19 protein-coding genes and 1 pseudogene are annotated in these 24,777 nt (G+C 74.3%); 7 read left to right on the plus strand and 13 right to left on the minus strand.

From position 1 onward, the window contains the following. The first annotated feature begins 372 nt into the window (after window positions 1-372). Complete coding sequence (locus tag ACFVHB_RS24490) at window positions 373-1,557, plus strand: DUF2690 domain-containing protein (protein WP_380326123.1); 1,185 nt, start codon at window positions 373-375, stop codon at window positions 1,555-1,557. On the opposite strand, the gene ACFVHB_RS24495 is transcribed toward ACFVHB_RS24490, so the two are convergent. The 5 genes from ACFVHB_RS24495 to ACFVHB_RS24515 form a co-directional block, all read right to left on the minus strand. Further along, window positions 1,554-2,729: a sigma-70 family RNA polymerase sigma factor gene (locus ACFVHB_RS24495; protein ID WP_380326126.1), complete on the minus strand. Its 1,176-nt coding sequence runs from the start codon at window positions 2,727-2,729 to the stop codon at window positions 1,554-1,556. The genes ACFVHB_RS24490 and ACFVHB_RS24495 overlap by 4 nt on opposite strands. 300 nt (window positions 2,730-3,029) lie before the next feature. Beyond that, window positions 3,030-4,937: a DNA primase gene (gene dnaG / locus ACFVHB_RS24500; protein WP_380326129.1), complete on the minus strand. Its 1,908-nt coding sequence runs from the start codon at window positions 4,935-4,937 to the stop codon at window positions 3,030-3,032. A gap of 71 nt (window positions 4,938-5,008) precedes the next feature. After that, on the minus strand, window positions 5,009-6,319 hold the full coding sequence (locus tag ACFVHB_RS24505) for a deoxyguanosinetriphosphate triphosphohydrolase (protein ID WP_380326131.1): 1,311 nt from the start codon (window positions 6,317-6,319) through the stop codon (window positions 5,009-5,011). Window positions 6,320-6,637: 318 nt separating this feature from the next. Continuing rightward, window positions 6,638-7,645 carry an SGNH/GDSL hydrolase family protein gene (locus ACFVHB_RS24510; protein WP_380326134.1) on the minus strand — a complete coding sequence of 336 codons (1,008 nt, stop codon included), beginning with the start codon at window positions 7,643-7,645 and terminating at the stop codon, window positions 6,638-6,640. Between the two features lie 205 nt (window positions 7,646-7,850). Beyond that, a complete protein-coding gene (locus ACFVHB_RS24515; RefSeq protein ID WP_380326137.1) occupies window positions 7,851-8,795 on the minus strand; it encodes a PAC2 family protein in 945 nt (314 codons plus the stop codon). A 694-nt stretch (window positions 8,796-9,489) separates the two neighbouring features. On the opposite strand from ACFVHB_RS24515, the gene ACFVHB_RS24520 reads away from it, so the two are divergent. Further along, on the plus strand, window positions 9,490-10,218 hold the full coding sequence (locus ACFVHB_RS24520; protein ID WP_380326140.1) for a GNAT family N-acetyltransferase: 729 nt from the start codon (window positions 9,490-9,492) through the stop codon (window positions 10,216-10,218). 58 nt (window positions 10,219-10,276) lie between these two features. On the opposite strand, the gene ACFVHB_RS24525 is transcribed toward ACFVHB_RS24520, so the two are convergent. Further along, entirely contained in the window at window positions 10,277-11,545 is a 1,269-nt protein-coding gene (locus tag ACFVHB_RS24525; RefSeq protein ID WP_380326143.1) for an ADP-ribosylglycohydrolase family protein, read from the minus strand. A gap of 122 nt (window positions 11,546-11,667) precedes the next feature. On the opposite strand from ACFVHB_RS24525, the gene ACFVHB_RS24530 reads away from it, so the two are divergent. Beyond that, a complete protein-coding gene (locus tag ACFVHB_RS24530; protein ID WP_380326146.1) occupies window positions 11,668-12,663 on the plus strand; it encodes a hypothetical protein in 996 nt (331 codons plus the stop codon). 87 nt (window positions 12,664-12,750) lie between these two features. On the opposite strand, the gene ACFVHB_RS24535 is transcribed toward ACFVHB_RS24530, so the two are convergent. From ACFVHB_RS24535 to ACFVHB_RS24560, 6 genes are all read right to left on the minus strand, one after another. After that, a complete protein-coding gene (locus tag ACFVHB_RS24535) occupies window positions 12,751-13,269 on the minus strand; it encodes a ribonuclease domain-containing protein (protein ID WP_380326149.1) in 519 nt (172 codons plus the stop codon). A 317-nt stretch (window positions 13,270-13,586) separates the two neighbouring features. Continuing rightward, window positions 13,587-16,295 (minus strand): pyruvate, phosphate dikinase, encoded by a 2,709-nt coding sequence (gene ppdK, locus ACFVHB_RS24540; RefSeq protein WP_380326151.1) that lies wholly within the window; start codon window positions 16,293-16,295, stop codon window positions 13,587-13,589. Between the two features lie 564 nt (window positions 16,296-16,859). Continuing rightward, the gene (gene dusB / locus ACFVHB_RS24545) at window positions 16,860-18,029 is read right to left on the minus strand and encodes a tRNA dihydrouridine synthase DusB (protein ID WP_380326154.1); all 1,170 of its coding nucleotides are present in this window, start codon (window positions 18,027-18,029) and stop codon (window positions 16,860-16,862) included. 153 nt (window positions 18,030-18,182) lie between these two features. After that, window positions 18,183-18,980: a DUF4097 family beta strand repeat-containing protein gene (locus ACFVHB_RS24550; protein ID WP_380326157.1), complete on the minus strand. Its 798-nt coding sequence runs from the start codon at window positions 18,978-18,980 to the stop codon at window positions 18,183-18,185. A 2-nt stretch (window positions 18,981-18,982) separates the two neighbouring features. Continuing rightward, a complete protein-coding gene (locus ACFVHB_RS24555; protein WP_380326160.1) occupies window positions 18,983-19,627 on the minus strand; it encodes a response regulator in 645 nt (214 codons plus the stop codon). After that, a complete protein-coding gene (locus ACFVHB_RS24560) occupies window positions 19,615-20,844 on the minus strand; it encodes a histidine kinase (RefSeq protein ID WP_380326163.1) in 1,230 nt (409 codons plus the stop codon). The genes ACFVHB_RS24555 and ACFVHB_RS24560 overlap by 13 nt, the downstream gene beginning before the upstream one ends. Window positions 20,845-20,979: 135 nt before the next feature. On the opposite strand from ACFVHB_RS24560, the gene ACFVHB_RS24565 reads away from it, so the two are divergent. Together ACFVHB_RS24565 and ACFVHB_RS24570 are read left to right on the plus strand one after the other, a co-directional pair. Continuing rightward, the gene (locus ACFVHB_RS24565) at window positions 20,980-21,522 is read left to right on the plus strand and encodes a hypothetical protein (protein ID WP_380326166.1); all 543 of its coding nucleotides are present in this window, start codon (window positions 20,980-20,982) and stop codon (window positions 21,520-21,522) included. Beyond that, window positions 21,519-21,908, plus strand: a complete 390-nt coding sequence (locus ACFVHB_RS24570; RefSeq protein ID WP_380326169.1) for a hypothetical protein — start codon at window positions 21,519-21,521, stop codon at window positions 21,906-21,908. The genes ACFVHB_RS24565 and ACFVHB_RS24570 overlap by 4 nt, the downstream gene beginning before the upstream one ends. A 10-nt stretch (window positions 21,909-21,918) precedes the next feature. Here the strand turns inward: ACFVHB_RS24570 and ACFVHB_RS24575 are convergent, their stop codons facing one another. Continuing rightward, window positions 21,919-22,794, minus strand: a complete 876-nt coding sequence (locus ACFVHB_RS24575; protein ID WP_380326172.1) for a helix-turn-helix transcriptional regulator — start codon at window positions 22,792-22,794, stop codon at window positions 21,919-21,921. Between the two features lie 266 nt (window positions 22,795-23,060). On the opposite strand from ACFVHB_RS24575, the gene ACFVHB_RS24580 reads away from it, so the two are divergent. Both ACFVHB_RS24580 and ACFVHB_RS24585 read left to right on the plus strand, forming a co-directional pair. Continuing rightward, window positions 23,061-24,386 carry an MFS transporter gene (locus tag ACFVHB_RS24580; protein WP_380326289.1) on the plus strand — a complete coding sequence of 442 codons (1,326 nt, stop codon included), beginning with the start codon at window positions 23,061-23,063 and terminating at the stop codon, window positions 24,384-24,386. Window positions 24,387-24,516: 130 nt separating this feature from the next. After that, window positions 24,517-24,777: pseudogene (locus tag ACFVHB_RS24585) on the plus strand (hypothetical protein); the annotation flags it as partial.

The following is a 24,777-nucleotide window of genomic DNA, read 5'->3' on the forward strand; positions in this document are numbered from 1 at the left end:
TGGGTTTTTTTTTTTTTATAACCCCCCCCCCCCCCCCCGGCGCCCGCTGGGTGGGGGGGTCCCCCCCCCCCCCCGGGCCGCCCCCGACCGTGGGGGATTCGGGACGTCAGGGATGCGGCCCGCGCACGGTGCCCGGACGAAGGATCCCGGCGCCGGGTCGGACCGACGAGAGAACTCTGCACGACTGACGCGTGAATGTTCGAGTGGCCACCGGGGTTGTGAGACACTTCCGTCCGTCTCAGCGCCATGACCTGGTGTTTGAGACGGCAGGCCGGTGAGGTTGGAGACGCGGGAAACGCCCCCGGACCTGGGCCGGTGCCCAACTCGGCCCTGTTCATCCCGCGTCCCCGTTTCCGATGTTGGGAAGACCGCATGGCATCCGCCTGGAAGCAACTGCCGGACGAACTGTCCGCCCCCGCCAGACGCCTGACGGAAGAGCTCCGCGCCGTCAAGGACGCGACCGGCCTCTCGCTGTCCGAGCTCGCGACCCGGACCCACTACAGCCGCGCCTCCTGGGAGCGCTGGCTCAACGGCAAACGGGTCGTCACCGAACAGGCGCTGGACGCCCTGATCAGGGCGGTCGACTGCGACGGCCCGGCGCTGCGCGCGCTCTGGGCGAGGGCGGCGGAGGCGGGCGAGGCGGCGGCCCCGGGGACCACGGGGACCACGGGGACCGCGGAGCCCGCGGTGACCATGGGGACCGCCGGGACCGCAGCCGCGGAGGAGACCGCCGGGAGCAGCACGCCGGACACCGCCGAGGGCGGCGCGGCGGGCGCGGCCGAGCTCGACACCGTGGTGGAGACGGTGTCGGAGCCCGCCGCGGAGGACGGCCCGGAGCGGGCCGCCGACGAGGAGCCGGCACCCGGCGGCTCCGCTCCGGTCGCGCCGTGGTGGCGGCGGCCGGGCGCGCTGGTGGCCGGTGCGCTGGTCGCGGCGGTGCTGCTGGTCCTGGCCGGCGTCCGGTTCTCGACGCACGGCGGCAATGACGACCCGCAGGCCGGCGCCCAGCCCGTCCCGTCCACCAGCGCGCCCGCGAGCCCGGGCACGCCCGCCAAGCCGGCCTCCCCGGCCCCGCCGCAGGCGGCCTGCCAGGCGATGGGCTGCTCGCACAAGGACCCCAAGGCGACCGGCTGCGGCACCGACGCCCGGACGCTCCAGACCGGCAACATCGGCAAGGTCGTGATCTACCTCCGGTACAGCCAGAAGTGCCAGGCCGCCTGGGCCGCCATCACCGAGGGCGAGCCGGACGACTGGGTGACCATCACCAGCAGCACCGGCGAGACCGAGACGGGCGTCATCCACTGGGGGTACGACAACTACTCGCACATGGTGAACGCGGCGGACCCGGCCGTCACCTTCCAGGTCTGCGGCCACCAGCCGGCCGGGAACGACTGCACGGTGAGCGTCTCGGGGCTGGCCCAGATGGTCGCCTCCACCCCGATCCCGATCGGCCCGGCCTCCCCGCCGCCGGCCACGGCCACGGCCACGGCTGCCGCCACGGCGACGCCCCCGGCCGACGGCACCGGCAGTGGGACCGGCAGTGGGACCGGCAGCTAGTCGAGGTAGCCGCGGAGCTGTTCGGCGAAGGCGTGGTCGCGGAGCTTGATCAGGGTCTTGGACTCGATCTGGCGGATCCGCTCCCTCGTCACCCCGAACAGCACGCCGATCTCCTCCAGGGTGCGGGGGCGTCCGTCGTCCAGGCCGTAGCGGAGCTGGACCACCTGGCGCTCCCGCTCACCGAGGGTGGCCAGCACCGCGTCCAGGTGCTGACGCAGCAGCAGGAAGGTCGCCGACTCGGCGGGTGAGGCGGCGTCGGCGTCCTCGATCAGGTCGCCCAGCGCCACGTCGTCCTCCTCGCCGACCGGAGTGTGCAGCGAGATCGGCTCCTGGGCCAGCCGGATCAGCTCGCGCACCCGCTCCTCGGTCAGCTCCAGGACGACGGCGATCTCGGCCGGGGTCGGCTCGGTCCCGCGCTCCTGGAGCAGCCCCCGCTGCACCCGGACCACCCGGTTGATCAGCTCGACCACGTGCACCGGCACCCGGATCGTCCGCGCCTGGTCGGCCAGGGCCCGGCTCATCGCCTGTCTGATCCACCAGGTGGCGTAGGTGGAGAACTTGTAGCCCCGGGCGTAGTCGAACTTCTCCACCGCCCGGATCAGGCCGAGGTTGCCCTCCTGGATGAGGTCCAGCAAGGTCAGGCCCCGGCCGATGTAGCGCTTGGCGACCGAGACCACCAGGCGCAGGTTCGCCTCGATCAGCCGCCGTTTGGCGATCCGGCCGATCACCACCAGCGCGTCCAGCTCTCCGGCCAGCGGGTCGGCGGGCGGCGGCTCGCGGTCCAGCCGCTCCTCGGCGAACAGGCCGGCCTCGATCCGGCGGGCCAGCTCCACCTCCTCGGCGGCGTTCAGCAGCCTGATCCGGCCGATCTCGCGCAGGTACTGGCGGAGCAGGTCGGCCGCCGGGCCGGGGACGCGCTCGGCGTCGAGGTCGTCCCCGGGGTTCGCGTCGGGTTCCGCGTCGGCCTCCGCATCGGGTCCCGCCTCCGGTTCGGTGGACGGGCCCGGTCCCGCCTCGGGGGTCCCGTCAGCCTCGGGAGCCCCCGGGTGGCCCTGCACGGGCACCCGGGCACCGTCCGGCAGCGGGGCGCCGGCCCGGCCGTGGTCGTCGTGGGGGGCGAGCGGGTCGGTGGTCGGGCGGGCGGTCGCGGCAAGGCCTCGGTCCACGGGCATCCCCTCGGGGCGGGCGCGACTCTGGCGGACCCGCGCTGAAAAGGAGTAGGACGCCCTCCAGTGTGGGGCACGCCACACTCCGTGGCCGAGACTCGTGCGCGGACTTTCTCCGCCGGCCGGCGCGCGGGAGCGGGAGCGGAACGGCCACCGGGCCGCGGCGTGGTGACGGCGGCTCGGCGTGGAGGCGGCTCGGCTCGGTGCGGCGACGGCGGCTCGGCGTGGAGACGGCTCGGCTCGGCGCGGAGGCGGCTCGGCTCTGCTCAGCGTGGAGGCGGCGGCCCGGCGTGGAGACGCTGACGGCTACAGGGCCGCGGCGCCCCGGCTGCGCAGCTGCTGCCCGTACTGCTGGAGCTGCCACAGCTCGGTCTGCACCGCGTGCAGCTCCTCGGCGGCCGCCCGGGTACCGAGCCGCTGGAGGTGCGCGCGCACCTCGGCGACCCGCCGGTCCACCGCCAGCAGCCGCAGCTTGACCAGGAACTCCCCCGCGTACACCGCGTCCGCCTTGCGGCGCGAGCGCACCGGCTCCACGGTCAGCTCGGTGACCAGCGAGCGCACCCGGTCGTCCGGGGCGGCCTCGCGCACCGCGCTGGTGAAGTCCGCCAGACCGGCCCCGTAGGCGGCACCGCCGGCCTGGCCGATGGCGCGCCGCACGGCGGTGTACGGCGGGGTCGGGAACTCGTCCTCGCCGTAGTGGTCGAACGCCGGGGAGACCAGGTCCGGGTGCTGCAGGGCCAGCTTGAGCAGCTCGCGCTCGACGAACTGCGCCGGGTCGCGCGGGTTGAGCACGAACGCCGGGCGCGCGGGGCGGACCGGCGGCGCGGGCTCGGGGCGGCGCTGCTGGCCGTTGGCGCGCGGGTTCTGCTGGCGCTCGCGCTCCCAGCGGGCCAGCTGGGAGATCCGGCGCACCACGAACTGCTCGTCCAGGATGCCGAGCATGCCGGCCAGCCGGACGGCGTACTCGTGCTGGATCGACCGGTCCTTGATCTTGGCGACGATCGGCGCGGCCTCCTCCAGCGCCGCCGAACGCCCCTCCGGCGTCTCCACCCGGTGCCGGGCGACGGCCGAGCGCAGCGCGAACTCGAACAGCGGGACCGGGTTGTCGATCAGCTCGCGGACGGCCTCGTCGCCCTTGGCCAGGCGCAGGTCGCACGGGTCCATGCCGCCGGGGCTGACCGCGATGGAGGTCTTGGCGGCGAACTTCTGGTCGTCCTCGAAGGCGCGCAGCGCGGCCTTCTGGCCGGCCGCGTCGCCGTCGAAGGTGAAGACGGTCTCACCGCGGTACTGGGAGGTGTCCATCAGCAGCCGGCGGATGATCTTGATGTGGTCCTCGGCGAAGGCGGTACCGCAGGTGGCCACCGCCGAGGTGACACCCGCCAGGTGGCAGGCCATCACATCGGTGTAGCCCTCGACCACCACGGCCCGGCCCGACTTGGCGATCTCCTTCTTCGCCAGGTCGATGCCGTACAGCACGTGGGACTTCTTGTAGATCGGCGTCTCGGGGGTGTTCAGGTACTTCGGGCCGTTGTCGTCCTCACGCAGCCGGCGCGCGCCGAAGCCGACCACCTCGCCGGCGATGTCCCGGATCGGCCAGACCAGCCGGCCCCGGAACCGGTCGATCAGCCCGCCGCGCTGGCCCTGCGAGGCCAGGCCGCCGAGCAGGATCTCCTTGTCGCTGAAGCCCTTGCCGCGCAGGTAGCGGACCAGGTGCTCCCAGCCGGCCGGGGCGTAGCCGACGCCGAAGGTCCGCGCCGCCTCCTCGTCGAAGCCGCGCTCGGCCAGGAAACGGCGGCCGATCTCCGCCTCCGGCGAGGCGAGCTGCTCCTGGTAATAGGCGGAGGCCACCTTGTGCGCCTCGACCAGACGGGTGCGCTCGCCCTGCTGGTGGCGGGGACTGTAGCCGCCCTCCTCGTAGCGGAGCGTGATGTTGGCCTGGGCGGCCATCCGCTCGACGGCCTCGGCGAAGGTGAAGTGCTCGATCTTCATCAGGAAGGCGATGGTGTCGCCGTTCTCCTGGCAGCCGAAGCAGTGGAAGACGCCCTTGGCGGGGTTCACGTAGAAGGAGGCGGACTTCTCGTCGTGGAAGGGGCAGACGCCCTTGTACTCGCCGCCGCCACCGTTGGTGAGCTGTACGTAGTCGCCGACCACCACGTCGATCGGCAGTGCGCTGCGCACCGCCTGTACGTCTTCGTCCCTGATCCGCCCGGCCACCCCGGAAGTCTACTGGGGTCGCCGGGGTTTCCCGGGTGAGCGGGCTCACCCGGGCGCCGCCCGCCGGGCGGCTACGTCCAGGCGGCGCCGACCAGCCGGCCGTGCAGGGCGAGGGCGGAGGCGTCGGTGAGGGTGGCGATCTGGTCGATCACCGTACGGAGGGCGGCGCGGTCGTCCTCGGCCTCCCGGTAGAGGGCGGCGAAGACCGGGTCCAGGCCCTCGGGCGCGCGCTGGTTGAGCACGTAGGCCAGCTCGGCGATCACGATCCGCTGGCGGGCCCGGAGCTGGGCCTGCTCGTCGCGCTGCATCACGAAGCGCACCGCGACGGCCTTCAGCACCGCGCACTCCAGCCGGACGTCGCGCGGCACCACCAGCTCGGCCGCGTACCGGGTGAGCCGGCCGGGGCCGTAGCGGGCCCGGGTGGCCTGCTCGGCGGCCAGGCAGAAGCGGCCGATCAGCTGGCTGGTGAGGTCCTTGAGCCCGGCCCGGGCCCGGGCGGTGCCGTCGTACGCCTGCGGCCACCACTCCTGGGCGAGCAGCCGGTCCAGGGCGGCGGCCAGCTCCTCGGGCTCGGCGTCCGGCGCGTAGCGCTCGGCCACCTTGAACAGCTCGGCGCGCTCGCTCGGGGTGCGCAGCGCGGCCGGGTCGATGTGCCCGGCCTGCAAGCCGTCCTCGACGTCGTGGGTGGAGTAGGCGACGTCGTCGGACCAGTCCATGACGGTGGCCTCGAAGCACTTGCGCCCGGCCGGGGAGCCGGCCCGCAGCCAGCGGAAGACCGGCAGGTCGTCGGCGTAGACGCCGTACTTGGGCGAGGCCGGATCGACCGGGTGGGCGCCGTGCGTCCACGGGTACTTGGTGGCGGCGTCCAGGGCGGCGCGGGTCAGGTTGAGGCCGACGCTGCGGCCGGGCCAGGGGGCGAGCCGGGCGGGCTGGTCGCCCTGCGGGGCGAAGCGCTTGGGCTCCAGGCGGGTGAGGATGCGCAGCGACTGGGCGTTGCCCTCGAAGCCGCCGCAGTCCTCGGCGGCCTGGTCGAGCGCCTCCTCGCCGGTGTGGCCGAACGGCGGGTGGCCGATGTCGTGGGCCAGGCAGGCGGTCTCCACGAGGTCCGGGTCGCAGCCCAGGGCGGCGCCCAACTCCCGGCCCACCTGGGCGCATTCGAGGGAGTGGGTGAGCCGGGTACGGGGGAAGTCACTGCGCATCGGGGCGACCACCTGCGTGGTGCCGGCCAGCCGGCGCAGGGCGGCGGAGTGGAGCACGCGGGCGCGGTCGCGCTGGAACGCCGTCCGGCCGGGGCGCTTGTCCGGTTCGGGCACCCAGCGGGCCTCGGCGGCGTGGTCGTACGGAGTCGGGGCGGCGGCGGGGCGGTGCGCGGTGTCGTCCATATGCCAATCACTGTAGGCCGCGGCTCCGACACCGGAGGTGAGCCGCGCGCGAAGGGGCGCGGGCCGGGGCGTGAATCCTCGCCGGAGCGCGGGACCACCCCCGGGCCCTGCTCGCCCGCGGGCGGGAGGGCGGCGAGGTCGTCCACCCGGACGACGACCACCTGATCGACCTCGTCTTCGGCCCGAGGTGGTACCGGCTGCTGTTCGACGTCCCGTCGCTGACCTGGGACTACGCGGCCGAGCTGGCCCGCGGCGTCGCCCTGGTGGCCCGCGGCGGGACGACGAGGGGCGGCGGCAGGAGCTGGGACGGGGGCGGGCTCAGCCCCGGACGGCCTTGAGGACGGCGGCGGCCACGCCCTGCTGCCCCTTCGCGTTGGGGTGGATCGCCGCCAGGCCGGAGGCCGGGAAGGGCGGCTCCACCCAGCGCGCGGCCTCGCCCGCGCACATGTCGTGCCCGGCCGAGGGGGTGGCCGCGTCCACGAAGACCGCGCCGGCCGCCTCCGCCCGGCGCTGGAGCATCGCGTTCAACTGCTGCTCCTTCTCCACCAGGAACCCGAGGTCCCCGGCGGCGACGGTGCTCCCGAGCACCGGCACGCAGCTCGCCGGGTCGGCCGGCAGCAGAGTCGGGTAGCCGACCACGTAGACCCGGGCCTGCGGGGAGCGGCGCCTGACCTCCTGCAGCACCTGGCCCAGCCGCTCACCGGCGGCGTCGACCTTGCGCTGCACCTGGTCGGCCGCGCCGCCGGCGGTGGCGTAGTGCTCGCGGCAGGGCGCCTGCGCCCGGTCCGAGCCGATCAGGCCCTTCACCGCGTCGACCAGGTTCTCCTTGGCGCACGCGCCGACGACCTCCATGAACCCGGCGTCGTTGCCGCCGATCCCGACCGTGACCAGCCGGGTGGCCGGGGTGAGCGCGTCCAGCTGCGGCGGGTTGGCCCCGCCCTCGGTCTGCTGGGCGCCGGTCAGGTCGCCGGTGCGGGCGCCGCTGCAGCTGACGTCACGGAACTGCCCCTCCGCCAGGCCCAGCGACTTGGCCACCAGCGAGGGGTAGTTGACCGCCGAGCGCGCGCAGCCGCGCGGCTCCCCCACCTGTGGGGCGATCTTCAGGCCGGAGGTGTAGGAGTCCCCGAGGGCGACGTACGGGCCGGTGGGCGTGGGCGTCGGGGTCGGAGTGGCCGTGGGCGTGGCCCGCGCCGGGTGCGGGCCGTCCGGCGACGGGGTGGCGGCGGTGCCCCCGCCGCTTCCGCCGCCGCAGCCGGCCAGCAGCAGCGCGGCCACGCCTGCGGCGAGCGCGGCGGAACGCGCGGTCGGGCGTGTGGGCAGCGGCATGGAATCCCCCCGGGGGCCGGAACGGCGACGACTCTCCCTACGGCGGCCCGTCCCCCGGGCACCTCACCACCAACGAACGGACCGGGTCCGATGACTCCCGCCCGTCCGGGGGACTTCTCCGCGCCGGCGCCCGCCCGACCCGGGCGCCTACCGGCCCCCACCGGCAGCACGGCCCACGGGCAGCCCTGTCCGACGTGCGGTCGGCCTACTCCGGGCCGCGCTCGTGCTCGGCGAGGAACTGCTCGAAGCGCCGCCCCAGTTCGTCGGCCGACGGCAGGTCGACCGGCTCGGCCAACAGGCTCTCCCGGCCCTCGGCGCCCGCCACCGCGTCGTACTGGCCCTCCATGCCGCGGATCGCCGAGCGCAACTCGCCGTCCCCCTGGGACAGCTGCTCCTCGATGTCGGCGTACACCTCGCCGACCCGGGTGCGCAGGCTGGTGCCCGGCAGCACCAGGCCGGTGGCCGACTGCACCGCCTCCAGGATCAGCACGGCCGCCGCCGGGTACTCGGAGCGGGCCACGTAGTGCGGCACGTGCACGGCGAAGCCCAGCACGTCGTGCCCGGCCTCGGCGAGCCGGTACTCCAGCAACGCCTGGGCGCTGCCGGGCACCTGGGCCTGCTCGAACCACTGCGGGTAGCCGGCCGCGAGGTCCAGCCGGTTGCCGTGCGGGGTCAGGCCGACCGGGCGGGTGTGCGGCACGCCCATCGGGATGCCGTGGAAGTCCAGCGTCAGCCGGACGTCGAAGCGCTCGACCAGACCGCGCACGGCGACCGCGAAGCGCTCCCACTCGACGTCCGGCTCGGGCCCGGTGAGCAGCAGGAACGGCGCGCCGGCGGCGTCGTGGACGAGCTGGAGCAGGATCTCCGGCGGGTCGTAGGAGGACCAGTGCTCGCGGTCGAAGACCATCGCGGGCCGACGGGCCCGGTAGTCCACCAGACGGTCGTGGTCGAAACGGGCCACCACCTGCGGCGAGCCCTGCTCCAGCAGGTGGGCCACCACCTGGCCGCCGGCCTCGCCGGCGTCCATGAAGCCCTCGAAGTGGTGGAGCAGCACCAGGCCGGCGCCGGTGTCGGCCAACGCGGCCCTCGCCGCGGCCACGGCGGCCACGCCCTGCTGATCCAGCTCGTACAGCGCCTGGGGATCACGCACCGCGCACCCAACCCCGTTCTCTACTCGTCGACTCGTTACCGGCTTCTCCTCGTGTCCAGCGTGCCCGGCCCCGCCGGAATTCCCGCCCCCGGCCGGGCGTCGCGTCGCCGCCGCACCGGTGAACGCCCGGCGACCGGCCGGAGCGCCCCCGGCGGCCCGTCGGAGTGCCACCCCGACCATGATCGCATCCGAACGGAAACCCGCTGGTCACGGGCGTCCGGACACCCCTCCGGAGGCGGGTTCGGCCTGCTGGCGCGCCCATTCGTGTGCCACGAAGTGACGCACCGCCTTCTGGCGGGTATCGTCCTCTCGCTGCCTCGCATCGTCGCGTCGTCGTCACGTCGTCCGTAACGCCGTCGATCACGACCCGGCCCGGTGTTCGGCCAGCCACCCACGACGCATCTTGCCTTCACCTGGCCGCCTGCTTCCCTTCGCGCTCTCGTTTCCTCCTCGGCCATTTCGCGGACGCACACTGTCCCCTCGCTCATCCCGCCGGACCGGTCCGTCGACCCGCGTCCGTTCCGGCACCCGCGCTGCCCGCCTCCGGGCCGCCGCCCCCACCTCGCTCGACCGGGCCTCCGGCGTGCACGGGCATGGACGGGCGGTCTCCGGGGCCGGGGCGAACGTCCACCGCAGCCCGTGCCGCACCCCGGCGCGGGAGGCATCCTCCGACCGATGAAGGACCGAAGGTTCCGTGCCCGTACCTGTCATCCTCACCGGCCGCACCGTGCGGCTGGAGCCCCTTGCCGCGCACCACGCCGAGGCCATCGCCGAGGCCGGCGCCGAGGACCGTACGACCTACGCCTTCACCCCCGTCCCGCACGGCCTGGAAGCGGCCCGCGACTACATCGCGCGGGCCCTCGCCGACCAGGCCGCGGGCCGGTCGCTGCCGTTCGCGACGGTGAACCTCGCCGACGGCCGGGTGGTCGGCTCCACCCGGTTCCTGGAACTCGACTACTGGCAGGGCCCGGTCGTCTGGCCGCCGGTGCCGGGCGTGCCGTTCGGCGACCCCGCCACGGCCGTCCCGGACGCCGCCGAGATCGGCAACACCTGGCTCTCCCCCCGCGCCCAGGGCACCGGCATCAACACCGAGGCGAAGCTGCTGATGCTGCGGTACGCCTTCGAGGAGTGGCGGGTGCAGCGGATCTCGCTGCGCGCGGACGCCCGCAACCTGCGGTCGCGGGCGGCGATCGAGCGCCTCGGCGCCACCTCCGAGGGCGTCCGCCGGGCGCACTCGCGCGGCCTGGACGGCGTGGTCCGGTCCACCGCGTTCTACTCGATCCTCGACTCCGAGTGGCCGGCCGTGCGGGACATCATCGAGCTGCGGATCGCCGCCGCCACCTCGCCGAGCGCCCCGGACCGGGAAATCAACCAGGAGTGCCTTAGACACGGCGGCGGCTCCGGGCACCTGATCACCGCCTGAGCTCGATCCTGAGGTCGATCACCGCCTGAGGTCGATCACCGCCCGGGCCGGGGACGCCTCAGGACGGCCGGTCCACCATGCGGGGCCTCCCGGAGGCGGCGGTCCGCAGCACCCGGGTGAGGACGTCGAGGCCGTGCGGGTCCACCGGTGACGTCGTCCACCGGTCGTGGCTCGACTCGACCACCGCGGACACCGGGCGCCAGCCCCCGCGGACGCGGGCGACCGTCACCTCCCAGACCGGGAAGCGGTCGTCGCACCAGACCCGGACCGTCCCCTCGTGGGTGTGGACGGTCCAGCGGAAGTCCGGCGCGGCCGCATCCGGCCCGGTCCGGATGCGCTGCCACTCCTCGTCCGTCCACAGCACGTCCGGCACGGGCTGCGGGCGGGGCAGCCGCATCCGCTCCCGGCCCTGACCGTCCGGGACGCTGCCCGGCTCCGGGAAGGCCCAGGCCGGCAGCGGCTCGCGGGCGGCCATCCAGGCGGCGGGGATGCCGACGGTGCCGGTGTGCGCGGCGACGACGCCCCCGGTGATGGCGGCGACGGTGTCCATGTCCCCGCCCGCGCCGACCGCCTCCCAGACCGCCGCCGGGTAGTCGGTGAGCCGGCGGGCCGCGCACCAGAGCGCGTACGGGACGGTGTCGGCGGCGCTGGTCCGGCTGCCGTTGCCGAGCGCCTCGGCCGCGACCCTCAGGTCCGGCTCGGCCAGCAGCCCGATCGCCTCGTTCAGGCCGTCCTGCACGGCTCCGGCCGGTGTGTGGTGGCTGACCTCCTCCAGGAAGCTCTTCGGCGTCATCCTCGTCGTCCGCGCCCGCACCGCGAAGGCGGCGGCCACCGCGACGGCGATCGCGCCGTCCACGGCCTGCGGGTGGGTGTGGGTGATCAGCGCCGTCTCGGCGGCCGGCCGGATCACCTCCGGCGGGTTCGCGGCGTACAGCGCCCCCAGCGGCGCCACCCGCATCGCGGCGCCGTTGCCGTACGAGCCCTGGCCGTCGAAGAGTTCCGCGGCCAGGGCCTTGGCGTCGCCGCCCTCGCGGACCAGCCGGAGCAGGCGGTTGGCGGCCGGGCCGTAACCGCGGTCGAAGTCGTGCCGGCGGGCGAAGGAGTGGGTGAGGTCGAAGGTGTCGATCGCGCCGCGCTCGCTCCGGGCCGCGTACACCGAGCAGGCCATCTCGGTGTCGTCGGTCCACGGCCAGGGGCCGGGCGGGGCGGTGCGGGCGGCGAGGTGGGCAGCGGCGGTGTCGGGTACGAAGAACTGGGCGCCGAGGGCGTCACCGACGGAGAGGCCGTTCAACGCGTCGAGCGCCGGGCCGGTGTGAAGGGTTGTCATCGGGGTCGTCATCGCGCCCAAGCTCAGCCGCCCGACCGGCCCCGCGTCAACCTCGTTCCCCTCCGGCTCCCCCGGCGGGCGATGTTTCGCATACTTCCCACCCGGGCGGGAAGCACCCCGCCATGACCCGCGCCGGCCTCCTCGACCCGCTGCTGCTGCTCGGCGCCGACCAGCAGCACATCGTCACCCGGGCACAGCTGCGCCACCTCGGCGTGCCGCCCGGCACCATCGCCCACCGGCTACGGCCGGGCGGGCCCTGGCAGCGGGTGCTGCCCCGGGTGATCTGCCTGCAGAACGGGAGGTTGACCGCCCATCAGCGCCTGCGCGCCGCGCTCGCGTACGCGGGACCGAAGGGGCGCGCCGCGCAGGGCGGCGAGGTGTTGCTGACCGGGGTGGCCGTGCTGGCCGACGCCGGGCTGCCGTCCGCCGGGCACCCGGCCGACCTGACCGAGGTCGACGTGCTGATCCCCGGCCAACGCCGGGTCGCCGACCGGGAGTTCGTCCGGGTGCACCGGGCGGCCGGGGCGATGCCGGGCGGCTTCGAGCGGGACGACGGGCTGTGGAGCGCCACCGTCGCCCGGGCGCTGTCCGACCTCGCGCCGCGGGAGACCGGACGACGCCGGTTCCGGGCGCTGTGCGCGGAGGCGGTGCAGCGCCGGCACTGCGACCTCGGCGAGCTGCTGGACCAGCTGCTCGCCCGGCCCGGCGTGCGAGAACTCCCGCACGTCGCCCAGGTGGTGGAGGAGCTGGCGGCCGGGGTCCGCTCGGTGGTGGAGGGCGAGGCGCGGGAGCTGGTGCGCGGGGCGGGCCTGCCCGAGCCGCTCTGGAACCCGGTGCTCCTCCTCGACGGCCGCTTCCTCGCCGTGCCGGACGCCTTCTGGCCGCAGGCCTGCGTGGCGCTGGAGATCGACTCCCGCGCCTGGCACCTGCGCCCGGCCGACCACGAACGCAGCCTCGCCCGGGCCAACCGGTTCACCGCCGCCGGACTGCCGGTGGTCCGCACCACCCCGGTCCAGCTGCGCCGCGATCCGGCGCCCCTGCTGGGCGAGTTGACCGCTCTGCTCGCGACCGGACCGCACGGCCCGCACACCCGGATCAGCTGGCGCCGGGCCCGCTGAGGCGCGGGGCACGGGGCCTCCGACGGCACACCGGGCCCGGTGAAACGGCTCGGACCGGAAGGCCCCTTCCGACCTGGCTGAGGCGCCTCAGCAGCGTGCGTCGATCTCCTGGAAGGTGCCGTAGTGGTCGGCCGTCCAGTACTGCTCGCCGGCGTTGCCGGTGACGACGCGGCGGGCGCCGCGGTCGGCGGAGCCGGGGGTGACCACGGTGAACTCGTGGTAGTAGCCGGAGGCCTTGCGCGGGAGCCGGTTCTCGCGGTTCTCGAAGACGATGCCGTCCGAGCGGTAGGGGTACGGGCCGCCCGCGGCGATCAGGGCGAGGGTGTCGCGGGCCTCGCCGGGCAGCCGGGTGCGGCAGACGTCGGCCAGCGCGGGGTCGGTGGGCACCCAGGTGGCGGCGGCCGACGGGGGCACGGTCGGCCCGGGGGCGGACGGCTTCGGGCCCGTCGGGCGCGGGGCGGAGGCCGCGGAGGTGGAGACCGCGGCGGTGGAGGTGGAGGCCTTCGGGTGGCCCGTCCCGCCGCCCGCGGAGCCGCACCCGGCCACGGCGGCGAGCACGGCGAGCAGGACGGCCACCAGGACGAGCACGCGGTTCTTGCTGGTCATGCCGTCCAGCTTGGCAGCCCTCCGGACCGCACCCGGCCGGCCACACCCGGTCGGCCACACGCGGTCGGCCATCCGCGGGGTGCGCGGCCGTACCCGCGGGCCCGGCCGTACCGGGCCCGCGGGAAACACACGCGGCCGGGGCGGGAACGGACGCCGTTGTCCGTTCCCACCCCGGCCGAGTTACGTACGCCGGTTCTCCTGCGCCGAGCTCCGGTGTACGCCCTCCCGAGCGGGAGGGAGTGCGGTCAGCGATGGGACCGCGCCGTGGTCGGGCGGGCCCTCCTCACCGATGCCTGGTGAGGAGGGCGCCTACCCGCTCAGCGCGAGTCGCTGCCCGCAGACTCGATGGCGGCGCGGCCGGCCTCCAGGCGCGCCACCGGGATCCGGAAGGGGGAGCAGGAGACGTAGTCCAGCCCCACCTCGTGGAAGAAGTGCACCGACTCCGGGTCGCCGCCGTGCTCGCCGCAGACGCCGAGCTTGAGGTCGGGGCGGGTGGCCCGGCCGGCCTCGACGGCGTGCTTGACCAGCGAGCCGACGCCGTCGCGGTCGATGGTCTCGAACGGGGAGACCCCGAAGATGCCCTTCTCCAGGTAGGCCGTGAAGAACGAGGCCTCCACGTCGTCCCGGGAGAAGCCCCAGACGGTCTGGGTGAGGTCGTTGGTGCCGAAGGAGAAGAACTCGGCGGCCTCGGCGATCTGGCCGGCCGTCACGGCGGCGCGCGGCAGCTCGATCATGGTGCCGAGCTTGATGTCCAGCTGGACGCCGGTGGACTGGGCGACCTCGGCGAGCACCCGCTCGCACTCGTCGCGGACCAGCTCCAGCTCCTGGACGGTGCCGACCAGCGGGATCATCACCTCGGGGCGCGGGTCCCCGCCGGCCAGCTTGCGCTCGGCGGCGGCCTCGGCGATGGCGCGGACCTGCATGCCGAACAGGCCGGGGATGACCAGGCCGAGGCGGACACCGCGCAGGCCCAGCATCGGGTTCTGCTCGTGCAGCTTGTGCACCGCCTGGAGCAGGCGCAGGTCGTTCTCGTTCGGGTCCTTGCGGGCCTCGGCGAGGGCGACGCGCACCGACAGCTCGGTGATGTCCGGCAGGAACTCGTGCAGCGGCGGGTCGAGCAGGCGCACGGTGACCGGCAGCCCGTCCATCGCCTGGAAGAGCTCCAGGAAGTCGCCCTTCTGCAGCGGCAGCAGGGTGGAGAGCGCGAGCTCGCGGTCCTTGTCGTTGTCCGCGAGGATCAGGTGCTCGACCTCCTTGCGGCGCTCCTCACCGAGGAACATGTGCTCGGTGCGGCACAGGCCGATGCCCTGGGCGCCGTAGCGGCGGGCGCGCCCGCCGTCCTCGGAGTTGTCCGCGTTGGCGCGCACGGCGAGCCGGCGGCGGCCGTCGGCGTGCGACATCAGCCGGTGCACGGCCTGGACCAGGCCGCCCTGGACGTCGGCGCCGGCGTGCAGGGTGCCCTCGAAGTACTCGACCACGGGGGACGGCAGGACGGGCACCTCGCCGAGGTAGACCTTGCCGGTGGCGCCGTCGATGGAGACGACGTCGCCCTCCTCCAGCACCAGGCCGTCGGCGGTGGTCATCCGGCGGCGCTTGGTGTCGACCTCGAGCTCCTCGGCGCCGCAGACACAGGTCTTGCCCATGCCGCGGGCGACCACGGCGGCGTGCGAGGTCTTGCCGCCGCGCGAGGTGAGGATGCCCTCGGCGGCGATCATGCCGTCCAGGTCGTCCGGGTTGGTCTCGCGGCGGACCAGGATGACCTTCTCGCCGGAGCGGGACCACTTCACCGCGGTGTAGGAGTCGAAGACGATCTTGCCGATCGCGGCGCCCGGCGAGGCGGCGAGGCCCCAGGCGATCTGCTTGGAGGAGGCGTCCGGCGCGAAGCGCGGGAACATCAGCTGCGAGAGCTGGCCGCCGGTGACCCGCATCAGGGCCTCGTCCAGGTCGATCAGGCCCTGGTCGACCAGCTGGACGGCGATCCGGAAGGCCGCGGCGGCGGTGCGCTTGCCCACGCGGGTCTGCAGCATCCAGAGCTTGCCGCGCTCGATGGTGAACTCGATGTCGCAGAGGTCGCGGTAGTGGTTCTCGAGCTTCTGCATGATCGCCATCAGCTCGTCGTACGACTTCTTGTCGAGCTGCTCCAGGTCGGAGAGCGGCAGGGTGTTGCGGATGCCGGCGACGACGTCCTCGCCCTGGGCGTTCGACAGGTAGTCGCCGTAGACGCCGACGGCGCCCGTGGAGGGGTCGCGGGTGAAGGCGACACCGGTGCCGGAGTCCTCGCCGAGGTTGCCGAAGACCATGGTGCAGACGTTGACCGCCGTGCCCAGGTCGTTCGGGATGCGCTCCTGGCGGCGGTACAGCCGTGCCCGGTCGCCGTTCCAGGAGTGGAAGACGGCGTGGACGGCGAGGTCCATCTGCTCGCGCGGGTCCTGCGGGAAGGCCCGGCCGGTCTCGCGCTCGACGATCGCCTTGAACACCTCGACCAGTTCCCGGAGGTCGGAAGCGTCCAGGTCCAGGTCGTTGGTGGTGCCCTTGGCGTGCTTGGCCTCGTCCAGGGCCTCCTCGAACAGCTCGCCGTCGACGCCCAGCACGGTCTTGCCGAACATCTGGACCAGGCGGCGGTAGGAGTCCCAGGCGAACCGCTCGTTGCCGGACTGCGCGGCCAGGCCCGTCACCGAGGCGTCGGAGAGGCCGATGTTCAGGACGGTGTCCATCATGCCGGGCATGGAGAACTTGGCCCCGGAACGCACCGAGACGAGGAGCGGGTTGTCGGCCTGGCCGAGCTTCTTGCCCATCTCCTGCTCGAGCGCCTCCAGGTGGGCGCTGATCTCCTGGTGGAGCGAGGCCGGCTCGCTGCCGGTCTCCAGGAAGACCTTGCAGGCCTCGGTGGTGATGGTGAACCCCGGAGGCACGGGGAGACCCAGGTTGGTCATCTCGGCCAGGTTCGCGCCCTTGCCGCCAAGAAGATCCTTGAGGTCCTTGTTTCCTTCGGTGAAGGAGTAAACAAACTTCTGCTGGGACGGCACGGGTCGGTCTCCTCGTACGCGGTTGCCCTGACGCCGGAGAACATACCCATTTCGAAGGCACTTTTGCGTCCCCGATAGGCCGTACGAGGCCAGTACCCAGCGGTAACCCGGCAGATCGAATGCACATAAAGGCGTTCACCTCTGTTGGTGAAATCGTCCGGATGACGCTAGCTTGCGTTCAAGTCTTGAACGCGCCGAAACCAGAAGATCACACGAACGGGACGGAGGGTAGTGGCCGACGGACCACCGTGTTGCCCCGGCTTGATTTCCTGCACCCGGACCGGGCGATCCTGCGCCAACCCCCTTCGGGAAGCGATTCACCGCCGATGTGGCCATTTCGTCCCCTGAGTGACCGTCAGTCGCCACCGTATGTGGCAAGCGTCACGAGCGCATCCCGCCGCTCGGACGTAGTCCGGCTCCGCCGAGTGTCGCACTGCGTCCGTGGACGTGCTCATTGCGTGACATTTCTAGGACGAAAAGGAGCCCTCTTGGCCAGATTGGCCAAGAGGGCTGGGACGGGGTGGCAGTCGGCCATCGACGGTCGATTTCGCCACTATGGACAGGTCATCCGCCGGAGGTGTCCGATTCGGCGTCCGCGCTGGGCAGGGCGCAGTCATACGGATCGTCCAACCAGCCTTCGGGGAGGACCACCCGGTTGTTGCCGCTGGTGCGCCCGCGCGGGCCGTCCGCGCCGGCCGGCCAGAGCTGGGACTGCTCCACCTGGGCGAGCGTTTCGGCCAACTCGGCCAGCGAGGAGGAGTTGGCCAGCCTCACCCGCAGCTCGGAGCCGACCGAGAAGCCCTTGGTGTACCAGGCGACGTGCTTGCGGAAGTCGATCACTCCGCGCGTCTCGTCCTCCAGCCACTCGCCGAGCAGCTGGGCGTGGCGCACCATCGCCCGCGCCACGTCGGCGAAGGCCGGACGGGCGTAGTCCCGGTCGCCCTCGAAGACCGCGACCAGGTCCTTGAACAGCCACGGCCGGCCCAGGCAGCCGCGGCCGACCACCACGCCGTCGCAGCCGGTCTCGCGCATCATCCGCACCGCGTCGTCCGCCGACCAGATGTCCCCGTTGCCGAGCACCGGGACGTGGGCCGGGACGGACTCGCGCAGCCGGGCGATCGCCGACCAGTCCGCGGTGCCGCCGTAGTGCTGGGCGGCGGTGCGGCCGTGCAGGGCGATCGCGGACACGCCCTCCTCGGCGCCGATCCGGCCGGCGTCGAGGTAGGTGAGGTGGTCGTCGTCGATGCCCTTGCGCATCTTCATCGTCACCGGGAGGCCACCGGAGTTGGCCACGGCCTCGCGGAGGATCTCGCGCAGCAGGTTCCGCTTGTACGGCAGCGCCGAGCCGCCGCCCTTGCGGGTCACCTTGGGGACGGGGCAGCCGAAGTTGAGGTCGATGTGGTCGGCCAGATCCTCGTCGGCGATCATCCGGGCGGCCTTGCCGACGGTGACCGGGTCCACCCCGTACAGCTGGATCGAGCGCGGCTTCTCGCTCGCGTCGAACTTGATCAGCTGCATGGTCTTGGCGTTGCGCTCGACCAGGGCCCGGGTGGTGATCATCTCGGAGACGTACAGCCCCTTGCCACCGCTCTGCTCGCGGCACAGGGTGCGGAACGGCGCGTTGGTGATGCCGGCCATCGGTGCCAGCACGACGGGCGGCCACACCTGCATCGGGCCGATGGTCAGCGGCGCGAACTCGGCGGCGGTCGCGGTGGGTGCGGGCGTGACTGTCATGCGCGGCTGACCTCGGGGACGTGGGTGCGGGACTCTTCATTGTCCCCCACCCGGCGCAGCGCCCCCTCGGCCGTCTCCCGCCGCCCCGCCTCCCGGCGCCCGCCCCGCCTCCCGGCCCCCGCCCGGCCTCGCGCTCAGCGCCCCCGGTCCCGTTCAGCCCTCGGTGGGGACCACCTGCACCGCGCCCGAGGTACTGGTGACCCGGACGGTGTCCGGGCTGGCGGGGTCGGACAGCCGGGTGTCCACGTGGACGTCGCCCGAACCGTGGTCGACGACGAAGCCGTAGCCCGAGCCGTGCGGCAGCGCCAGCGTCACCTCCCCCGAGGTCACTCCGACCGACACCGCGTGCGGCGGGCGCGCGAAGTCCAGGTCGACCGCTCCGGAGGTGGCGCTCACCTCGACGTGCCCGGAGGTGAGGCCGGTGGCCTTCACCGTCCCGGACGTGGTCCGCGCGTACAGCTGCCCGGAGAGCCCGGACACCTGGAGCGCCCCCGAGGAGGCCGAGAGCCGGACGTCCCCGCTCAGGTCCCGGACCTCGACGCTGCCGGAGGTCGCGTCGCCGTCCACCGAGACGGCGGCCGGCACCTCCAGCTCGATCAGGGCGCCGCACCCGACGTCCACGACCGGCAGCACCTGGTTGCAGCGCATCCGCACGGTGACCAGGTCGCCCTCGAAGACGGTCTCGACCCGCGGCCGGCGCACCGTCCAGTCCAGCCGCTGGGTCACCTGGACCTCGCCGGCCCGGCCCGGCCTGATCCGCACCACCGCGGTGCCGGTGTCCAGGTGCACCCTGGTCACCGCGACCGGGTACGAGCGCTCGTACACCCGCTGCTGCTGCACCACCAGCCCCCAGGTCTGCACGGCGCCGAACGCCGTGGCCAGCGTCACCGCCAGCGTCCCGGTGATCCGCCAGGCCCGGTGCCCGCGGTCCGTCCCCCGTCCCCCCGCCACGGCTACCCGACCTCCAGGAACCGCAGCACCGCCAGCACCCGGCGGTGGCTGTCGTCGGCCGGCGGCAGGTCGAGCTTGGTGAAGATCGAGTTGATGTGCTTGGCCACCGCGCTGTCGCTGACCACCAGGGCGGCGGCGATCGCGGCGTTGGAGCGGCCCTCCGCCATCAGGCCGAGCACGTCCCGCTCGCGCGGGGTCAGCTTCTCCAGCGGGTCCCGGTGGCGGCGGACCAGCAGCTGGGCGACCACCTCCGGGTCCAGCGCGGTGCCGCCCTCGGCGACCCGCTGCAGGGCGTCCACGAAGTCGTCCACGTTGGCCACCCGCTGCTTGAGCAGGTAGCCCACCCCGCTGGTGTTGGTGGCCAGCAGGTCGGCCGCGTACCGCTCCTCCACGTACTGGGAGAGCAGCAGCACCGCCACCTCCGGCCACTGCCGGCGGATCATCAGCGCCGCCCGGACGCCCTCGTCGGTGAAGCCGGGCGGCATCCGGACGTCCGCCACCACCACCCGCGGCCGGTGCTCCGCCACCGCGGCGAGCAGCGCCTCGGCGTCCCCGACGGCGGCGGCCACCTCGAAGCCCACCGCCTCCAGGACCTTGACCAGGCCGACCCTCAGCAGGACCGAGTCCTCGGCGATCACAGCGCGCACGGCAACTCCACGGTGATGGTGGTGGGGCCCCCGAGGGGGCTGAGAACGGACAGGGTGCCGTCGACCGAGGCGGTCCGCTGGCGCAGGCCGGTCAGGCCGGTGCCGCGGGAGGCGTCCGCGCCGCCCACGCCGTCGTCGCTGACCACCAGGCGCAGCCGGCCGCCGGCCGTCCGCACCGAGAGGTCCACCCGGGAGGCCCGGGCGTGCTTGGCCACGTTGGTGAGCGCCTCGGAGACGGTGAAGTAGGCGACCGCCTCGACGGTCGGCGCGATCCTCTCGGTGAGGTCGACGTCGAGCCGCACCGGCAGCGGGGCGCGGGCGGCGATCCCGGACAGCGCCGCGTCCAGGCCGCGGTCCTCCAGGACGGCCGGGTGCAGGCCGCGGACCAGGCTGCGCAGCTCGTCGATGGCCGCCTGGGCCTCCTCGTGCGCCTCCACGATCACCTGCATGGCCTCGGGCGGGACGTCCTTGAGCGTGCGCCGGGCCAGGCCCAGGTTCATCGCCAGCGAGGTGAGCCGCTGCTGGGCGCCGTCGTGCAGGTCGCGCTCGATCCGGCGGCGCTCGGCGTCCACGGCGTCGACCAGGCCGGCCCGGCTCTCGGTGATCTCCTCGACCCGGCGCTCCAGCGCCTCCGCCCGGCCCGGGCCCAGCAGCCGACGGGCCGCCAGCTCCTCCAGCCGGGCCATCCGGGCGACCGCCCAGGGCAGCACCGCCAGCACGAGGAGACCGCCCAGGGTGACCGGGAGGTCCAGCTTCACCAGCTGGTCCCGCACCGGGCTGGAGGACGGCATCAGCGCCGCCCAGCCGTAGACGGTGGCCATCACCAGGCCGGCGCCCCACGCGTACAGCAGGCAGAGCGAGCCGAGCGCCAGCACCGGGCCGACCAGCAGGTGGTAGCCGACCTGACGCCAGCTCACCCCCGTGCGCAGCCGGGTCAGCAGGCCCGCCGGGGTGTCCGTCGACTGCAGCAGCACCGGGACCTCGACGCCGCGCAGGGTGCGCAGGCGGCCGCGCTGAGCCGCCGTCAGCAGCCGCAGGAGGAGCAGGGTCAGGGCGATGACCGGCAGGAAGGCCTTGGGGGTGAGGCAGGCCAGCCAGATCGGCGCGGCCAGCGGGATGCCGGCGGCTATGAAGCGGGTGTCGCGCCAGGCGGCGGCCGACCACGGCGGCCGCTCGGCGCTCCTGGCGAGCGCTCGGCGCAGCAGGGTGGAGGGCATGGGCGACAGCGTAGATCGCCGAGATCGGCCGGCACCATGAAGGGGGGTGGAGAGCGGGGGTGTAGCCAGGTACACCCCCGGTTCGGTGCGGTGCACTACCGACGCGGGGCGGTGCCGGACGGAAGTCTTGAGGCCATGACGAGCACCCCATCGCACTCCGCCACTCCGCCGCACGGGCGGCCCGCCGGCCTGACGCCGGACGACGCCCGGGCCCTGGACGGCCACGGCACGCCGGACGGCCACGGCACGCTGCCGGCCGGGCCGTGGGGCCTGACGGGGGCGCCCGGGCCGTGGTCGGTGCGCAGCGCCCGGGCGACCCGGGGGCGGGCGGCGCTGGAGGTGTACGAGTACGGCGAGTTGGTGGACGTGCTGGTCGCGGCCCGGCTCGCCGCGGAGCTGCTGGGCGGCGCGCGGCGCTGCGCGGGTGCCGGGCGGGCGGCGCACGGGTCGGGTCTGGCCTGGGGCCGGCTGCCGGTGGACGGCGCGCCGGTGGTGCGGTTCACCCGCGGCTGGGCGGCCGGGCGGGCCCTGGCGACGCCCGAACTCGTCACGGTGGCCGGGGAGTTCTGGCTCGCCTGGGCGGCGGGGCGGTTCACCGGGGTGCGGGTGGAGCACGCGGGCCGCTGTGTGCGGCGGCCGCTGGTGAAGGTGCGCGGCCGGGGCCGGGGTGCGCGATGAGCACCGCCGTCCTCTCCCGCCGTCCGGCATCGCCTTCCGGTCTCTCGCTGCCCGCCTGGGCGGAGCGGGTGCCGGCGCTGGCCGCGGTGGCGCTGCTGCCCTGGCTGGCCGTGCTGGCCGTCGGCCACGAGACTGCCTGGGTCGTCCTGGACCTGCTCGAACTGGCCGCGCTGCTCTCGCTGGACGCGCTGCTGCGCCGCCGCAGCCCGGCCGCGATCCGGCCCGCCCTGGTGGTGGCGGTGCTGCTCGTCGGGGACGCGCTGGTCGACCTCGGCACCGCCGGGCCGGGGCACGCGGCGCTCGCCGCGCTGACGATGGCCGGCTGCGTCGAACTGCCGCTGGCCGCCCTCTGCGTGGCCCTCGGCCGCCGCGCGGCCCGCGCCTGAGCCGGGCCCTTCAGGTGAGGCCGCCCGCCATGAGGTCCATCAGCGCGCGGGTCTCCTCGTCGCGGGGCGTGTAGGCGATGAGGCGGGTGCTGGGCCGCGGCCCCAGCCAGAGGCTCGTGTAGTCGCAGTGCAGCAGCCCGATGCCGGGCACCAGGAAGCGCTTGAGCCCGTTGCCGGGGTTCATCACGTCGTGCCGCTGCCAGGCCGCCTCGAAGTCCGGTGAGGCCTTGCGGAGCCGGGCGAGCAGCGCCTTCCAGGCCGGCTCCGCGCCGTGGTCGGCCATCCCCGAACGGAACCGGGCCACCATCCCGTCGCGCTCGTTCTCGTGGTCGACCAGCACCTCCCGGAAGCGCGAGGGCGTGAACGCCATCCACATCAGGTTGCGGTCCTCGAACGGCAGCTCGTCGATGTTCCCGACGATGTGGGTGTACGAGGGGTTGTACGCCAGCACGTCGTACCGGGAGTTGACCACCGCGGCCGGCATCGGCGACATCTGCTCCAGCACCAGCCGGATCGCCGGGGTGACCGTCAGGCACTCCTTCACCGGCGCCGGGTCCTCCGCGCCGGCCAGCACGAACAGGTGCCCCCGTTCGGCCGGGTCCAGCAGCAGCGCGCGGGCCACGGCGTCCAGCACCTGCGCGGACACCTGGATGTCCCGCCCCTGCTCCAGCCACGTGTACCAGGTCACCCCGACCGCGGCGAGCTGCGCGACCTCCTCGCGGCGCAGGCCCGGGGTGCGGCGGCGGCCGGTCATCGGCAGGCCGACCTGCTCGGGTGCGATCCGCTCACGGCGGCTGCGCAGGAAGGCGGCCAGCTCGTGCCGCCGGGCCTCGGCGGGTGCGACGGGGGCGGTGCTCCCGGTGGCGGGGGCTGTCGACAGGCTCATGCCCCCAGCATGCGCCACCCGGCAGCCTGTTGCCAGGTACTTCTTATACCTGGATAACCACACTCTGGTACCAGGTTGCCGGCGCGCGCATCGTATGACCCGTGACCCAACAACTCGCCGTCGCCAAGACCACCGCCGCCGCGACCACCGCCGCCTCCTCCCGGCCGACCGCGGCCACCGCGGCCACCGCGGCCACCACCGGTACCGCCCCGGCCTCCCTCGGCACCGCCGGGCTGGTGACCGTCCTGCTCGGGGCCTTCCTGCCGATGCTCGACTTCTTCATCGTCAACGTCGCCCTGCCCACCATCGACCACGACCTGGCCGCCGGCCCCGCCGTCCTGGAGCTGGTCGCCGCCGGGTACGGCATCGCCTTCGCCGTCCTGCTGGTCCTCGGCGGGCGGCTGGGCGACATCTTCGGCCGCCGCCGGCTGTTCGTCGTCGGCGCCGCCGCCTTCGCCCTCACCTCGCTCGCCTGCGGACTCGCCCCGGGCGCCTGGACGCTGGTCGCCGCCCGGGCCGCCCAGGGCGCCTCGGCCGCGCTGCTCATCCCCCAGGTGCTCGGCACCATCACCGCCGCCACGCACGGCGCCCGGCGCGGCCGCGCGCTCAGCGTGTACGGCGCGGTGGGCGGCATCTCGGTGGTGATCGGGCAGGTGCTCGGCGGGATGCTGGTCGCCGCCGACGTGTTCGGCACCGGCTGGCGCTCCGTCTTCCTGCTGAACGTCCCGTTCGCCCTGCTCGCGCTCGTCCTCGCCGTCCGCCACGTGCCGGAGAGCCGCGCCGAGCGGGCCGCCCGGGTCGACGTCCCCGGCACGCTGCTGCTCACCGCCGCCCTGCTCGCCCTGCTCGTCCCGCTGATGGAGGGCCGCGCGGCCGGCTGGCCGCTGTGGTCCTGGGTGCTGCTCGCGCTGTTCCCGGTGTTCACGGCCGCGTTCGCCGTGGTGGAGCGCCGTGCCGAGCGCCGCGGCGGCTCGCCGCTGGTGCCGCCGAGCCTGCTGCGGATCCCCGAGATGCGGCGCGGCCTCGGCATCGCCCTCCCCTACTTCGGCGGCTTCGGCGGCTTCATGTTCGTGGTCGCCGTCGCCCTCCAGCAGGGTCTGCACCTCGGCCCGATCGCGGCCGGCTGGGCGCTGGTCCCGATGGCGGTGGGCTACTTCGGCGCCTCGCTCTCCGGCCCCCGGCTGATCGGCCGCTTCGGCAGCCGGGTGCTGACCGCCGGCGCCGTGGTGCAGGCCGTGGGCCTGGCCACCCTGGCGCTCACCGTGCTCGCCGACTGGCAGCACTTCTCGCCGCTGCGGATGGCCCCCGGCGTCGCGCTCGCCGGCATCGGCCAGGGCCTGATCGGCACCCCGCTGTTCCGCGTCGTCCTCGCCAAGGTCCCGGCCGACCGGGCGGGCGTGGGCAGCGGTGTCCTGGCGACGAGCCAGCAGTCCAGCCTCGCGCTGGGCGTCGCCACCCTGGGCACCCTCTACCTGGCCCTCTCCCCCACCCTGGGCATGGACCGCGCGCTCGCACTCTGCCTCGGCATCCAGCTCCTCGGCTCGTTCACCATCCTGGGCCTGACGCTCCGTCTCCCCCGCTCGGTCGGCTGACGACGCCCGGTCGACCCGGCGGCCCCATGACCGCAGGAAAATCAGGTCCGACCATCAGACCGAACGATCTATGCTGATCAAGTTTTACGATCTCTTTCCAGATTCTCCGTTTGAGAAGCAGGTCTGCTTGATGAAGCTGCCCCGGGTGTCCGCCGTCGTGGCCGCCGCCGTGCTGGCGCCGACGGTTCTCTTCCCCACGATGGCCTCGGCCGCCGAACAGCCGCAGCCCGTCGGGGTGTCGGGCCCTGACACCGCGTCCGACGCCGCCGGCGACCACGACCCGACCCAGGAGGAGAAGGACCGCGCCGAGGTGCGGCGGATCCTGGCCGACCCGGCGTCCGGGCGCGGCGTCCGCGAGGCGGCCGAGAAGGCCCTCAAGGGCACCGCCGCC

It is taken from the genome of Kitasatospora sp. NPDC127111 (genome assembly GCF_042677465.1).
GTDB lineage: Bacteria > Actinomycetota > Actinomycetes > Streptomycetales > Streptomycetaceae > Kitasatospora.

Coding starts and splice junctions, on each gene's coding strand:
- ACFVHB_RS24580 (WP_380326289.1), top strand. CDS start 23,061: ATGCTCGACTTCTTCATCGTCAACGTCGCCCTGCCCACCATCGACCAC.
- ACFVHB_RS24565 (WP_380326166.1), top strand. CDS start 20,980: ATGACGAGCACCCCATCGCACTCCGCCACTCCGCCGCACGGGCGGCCC.
- ACFVHB_RS24495 (WP_380326126.1), bottom strand. CDS start 2,729: ATGCCCGTGGACCGAGGCCTTGCCGCGACCGCCCGCCCGACCACCGAC.
- ACFVHB_RS24560 (WP_380326163.1), bottom strand. CDS start 20,844: ATGCCCTCCACCCTGCTGCGCCGAGCGCTCGCCAGGAGCGCCGAGCGG.
- ACFVHB_RS24490 (WP_380326123.1), top strand. CDS start 373: ATGGCATCCGCCTGGAAGCAACTGCCGGACGAACTGTCCGCCCCCGCC.
- ACFVHB_RS24530 (WP_380326146.1), top strand. CDS start 11,668: ATGACCCGCGCCGGCCTCCTCGACCCGCTGCTGCTGCTCGGCGCCGAC.
- ACFVHB_RS24535 (WP_380326149.1), bottom strand. CDS start 13,269: ATGACCAGCAAGAACCGCGTGCTCGTCCTGGTGGCCGTCCTGCTCGCC.
- ACFVHB_RS24510 (WP_380326134.1), bottom strand. CDS start 7,645: ATGCCGCTGCCCACACGCCCGACCGCGCGTTCCGCCGCGCTCGCCGCA.
- dusB (WP_380326154.1), bottom strand. CDS start 18,029: ATGACAGTCACGCCCGCACCCACCGCGACCGCCGCCGAGTTCGCGCCG.
- ACFVHB_RS24525 (WP_380326143.1), bottom strand. CDS start 11,545: ATGACAACCCTTCACACCGGCCCGGCGCTCGACGCGTTGAACGGCCTC.
- ACFVHB_RS24570 (WP_380326169.1), top strand. CDS start 21,519: ATGAGCACCGCCGTCCTCTCCCGCCGTCCGGCATCGCCTTCCGGTCTC.
- ACFVHB_RS24505 (WP_380326131.1), bottom strand. CDS start 6,319: ATGGACGACACCGCGCACCGCCCCGCCGCCGCCCCGACTCCGTACGAC.
- ACFVHB_RS24575 (WP_380326172.1), bottom strand. CDS start 22,794: ATGAGCCTGTCGACAGCCCCCGCCACCGGGAGCACCGCCCCCGTCGCA.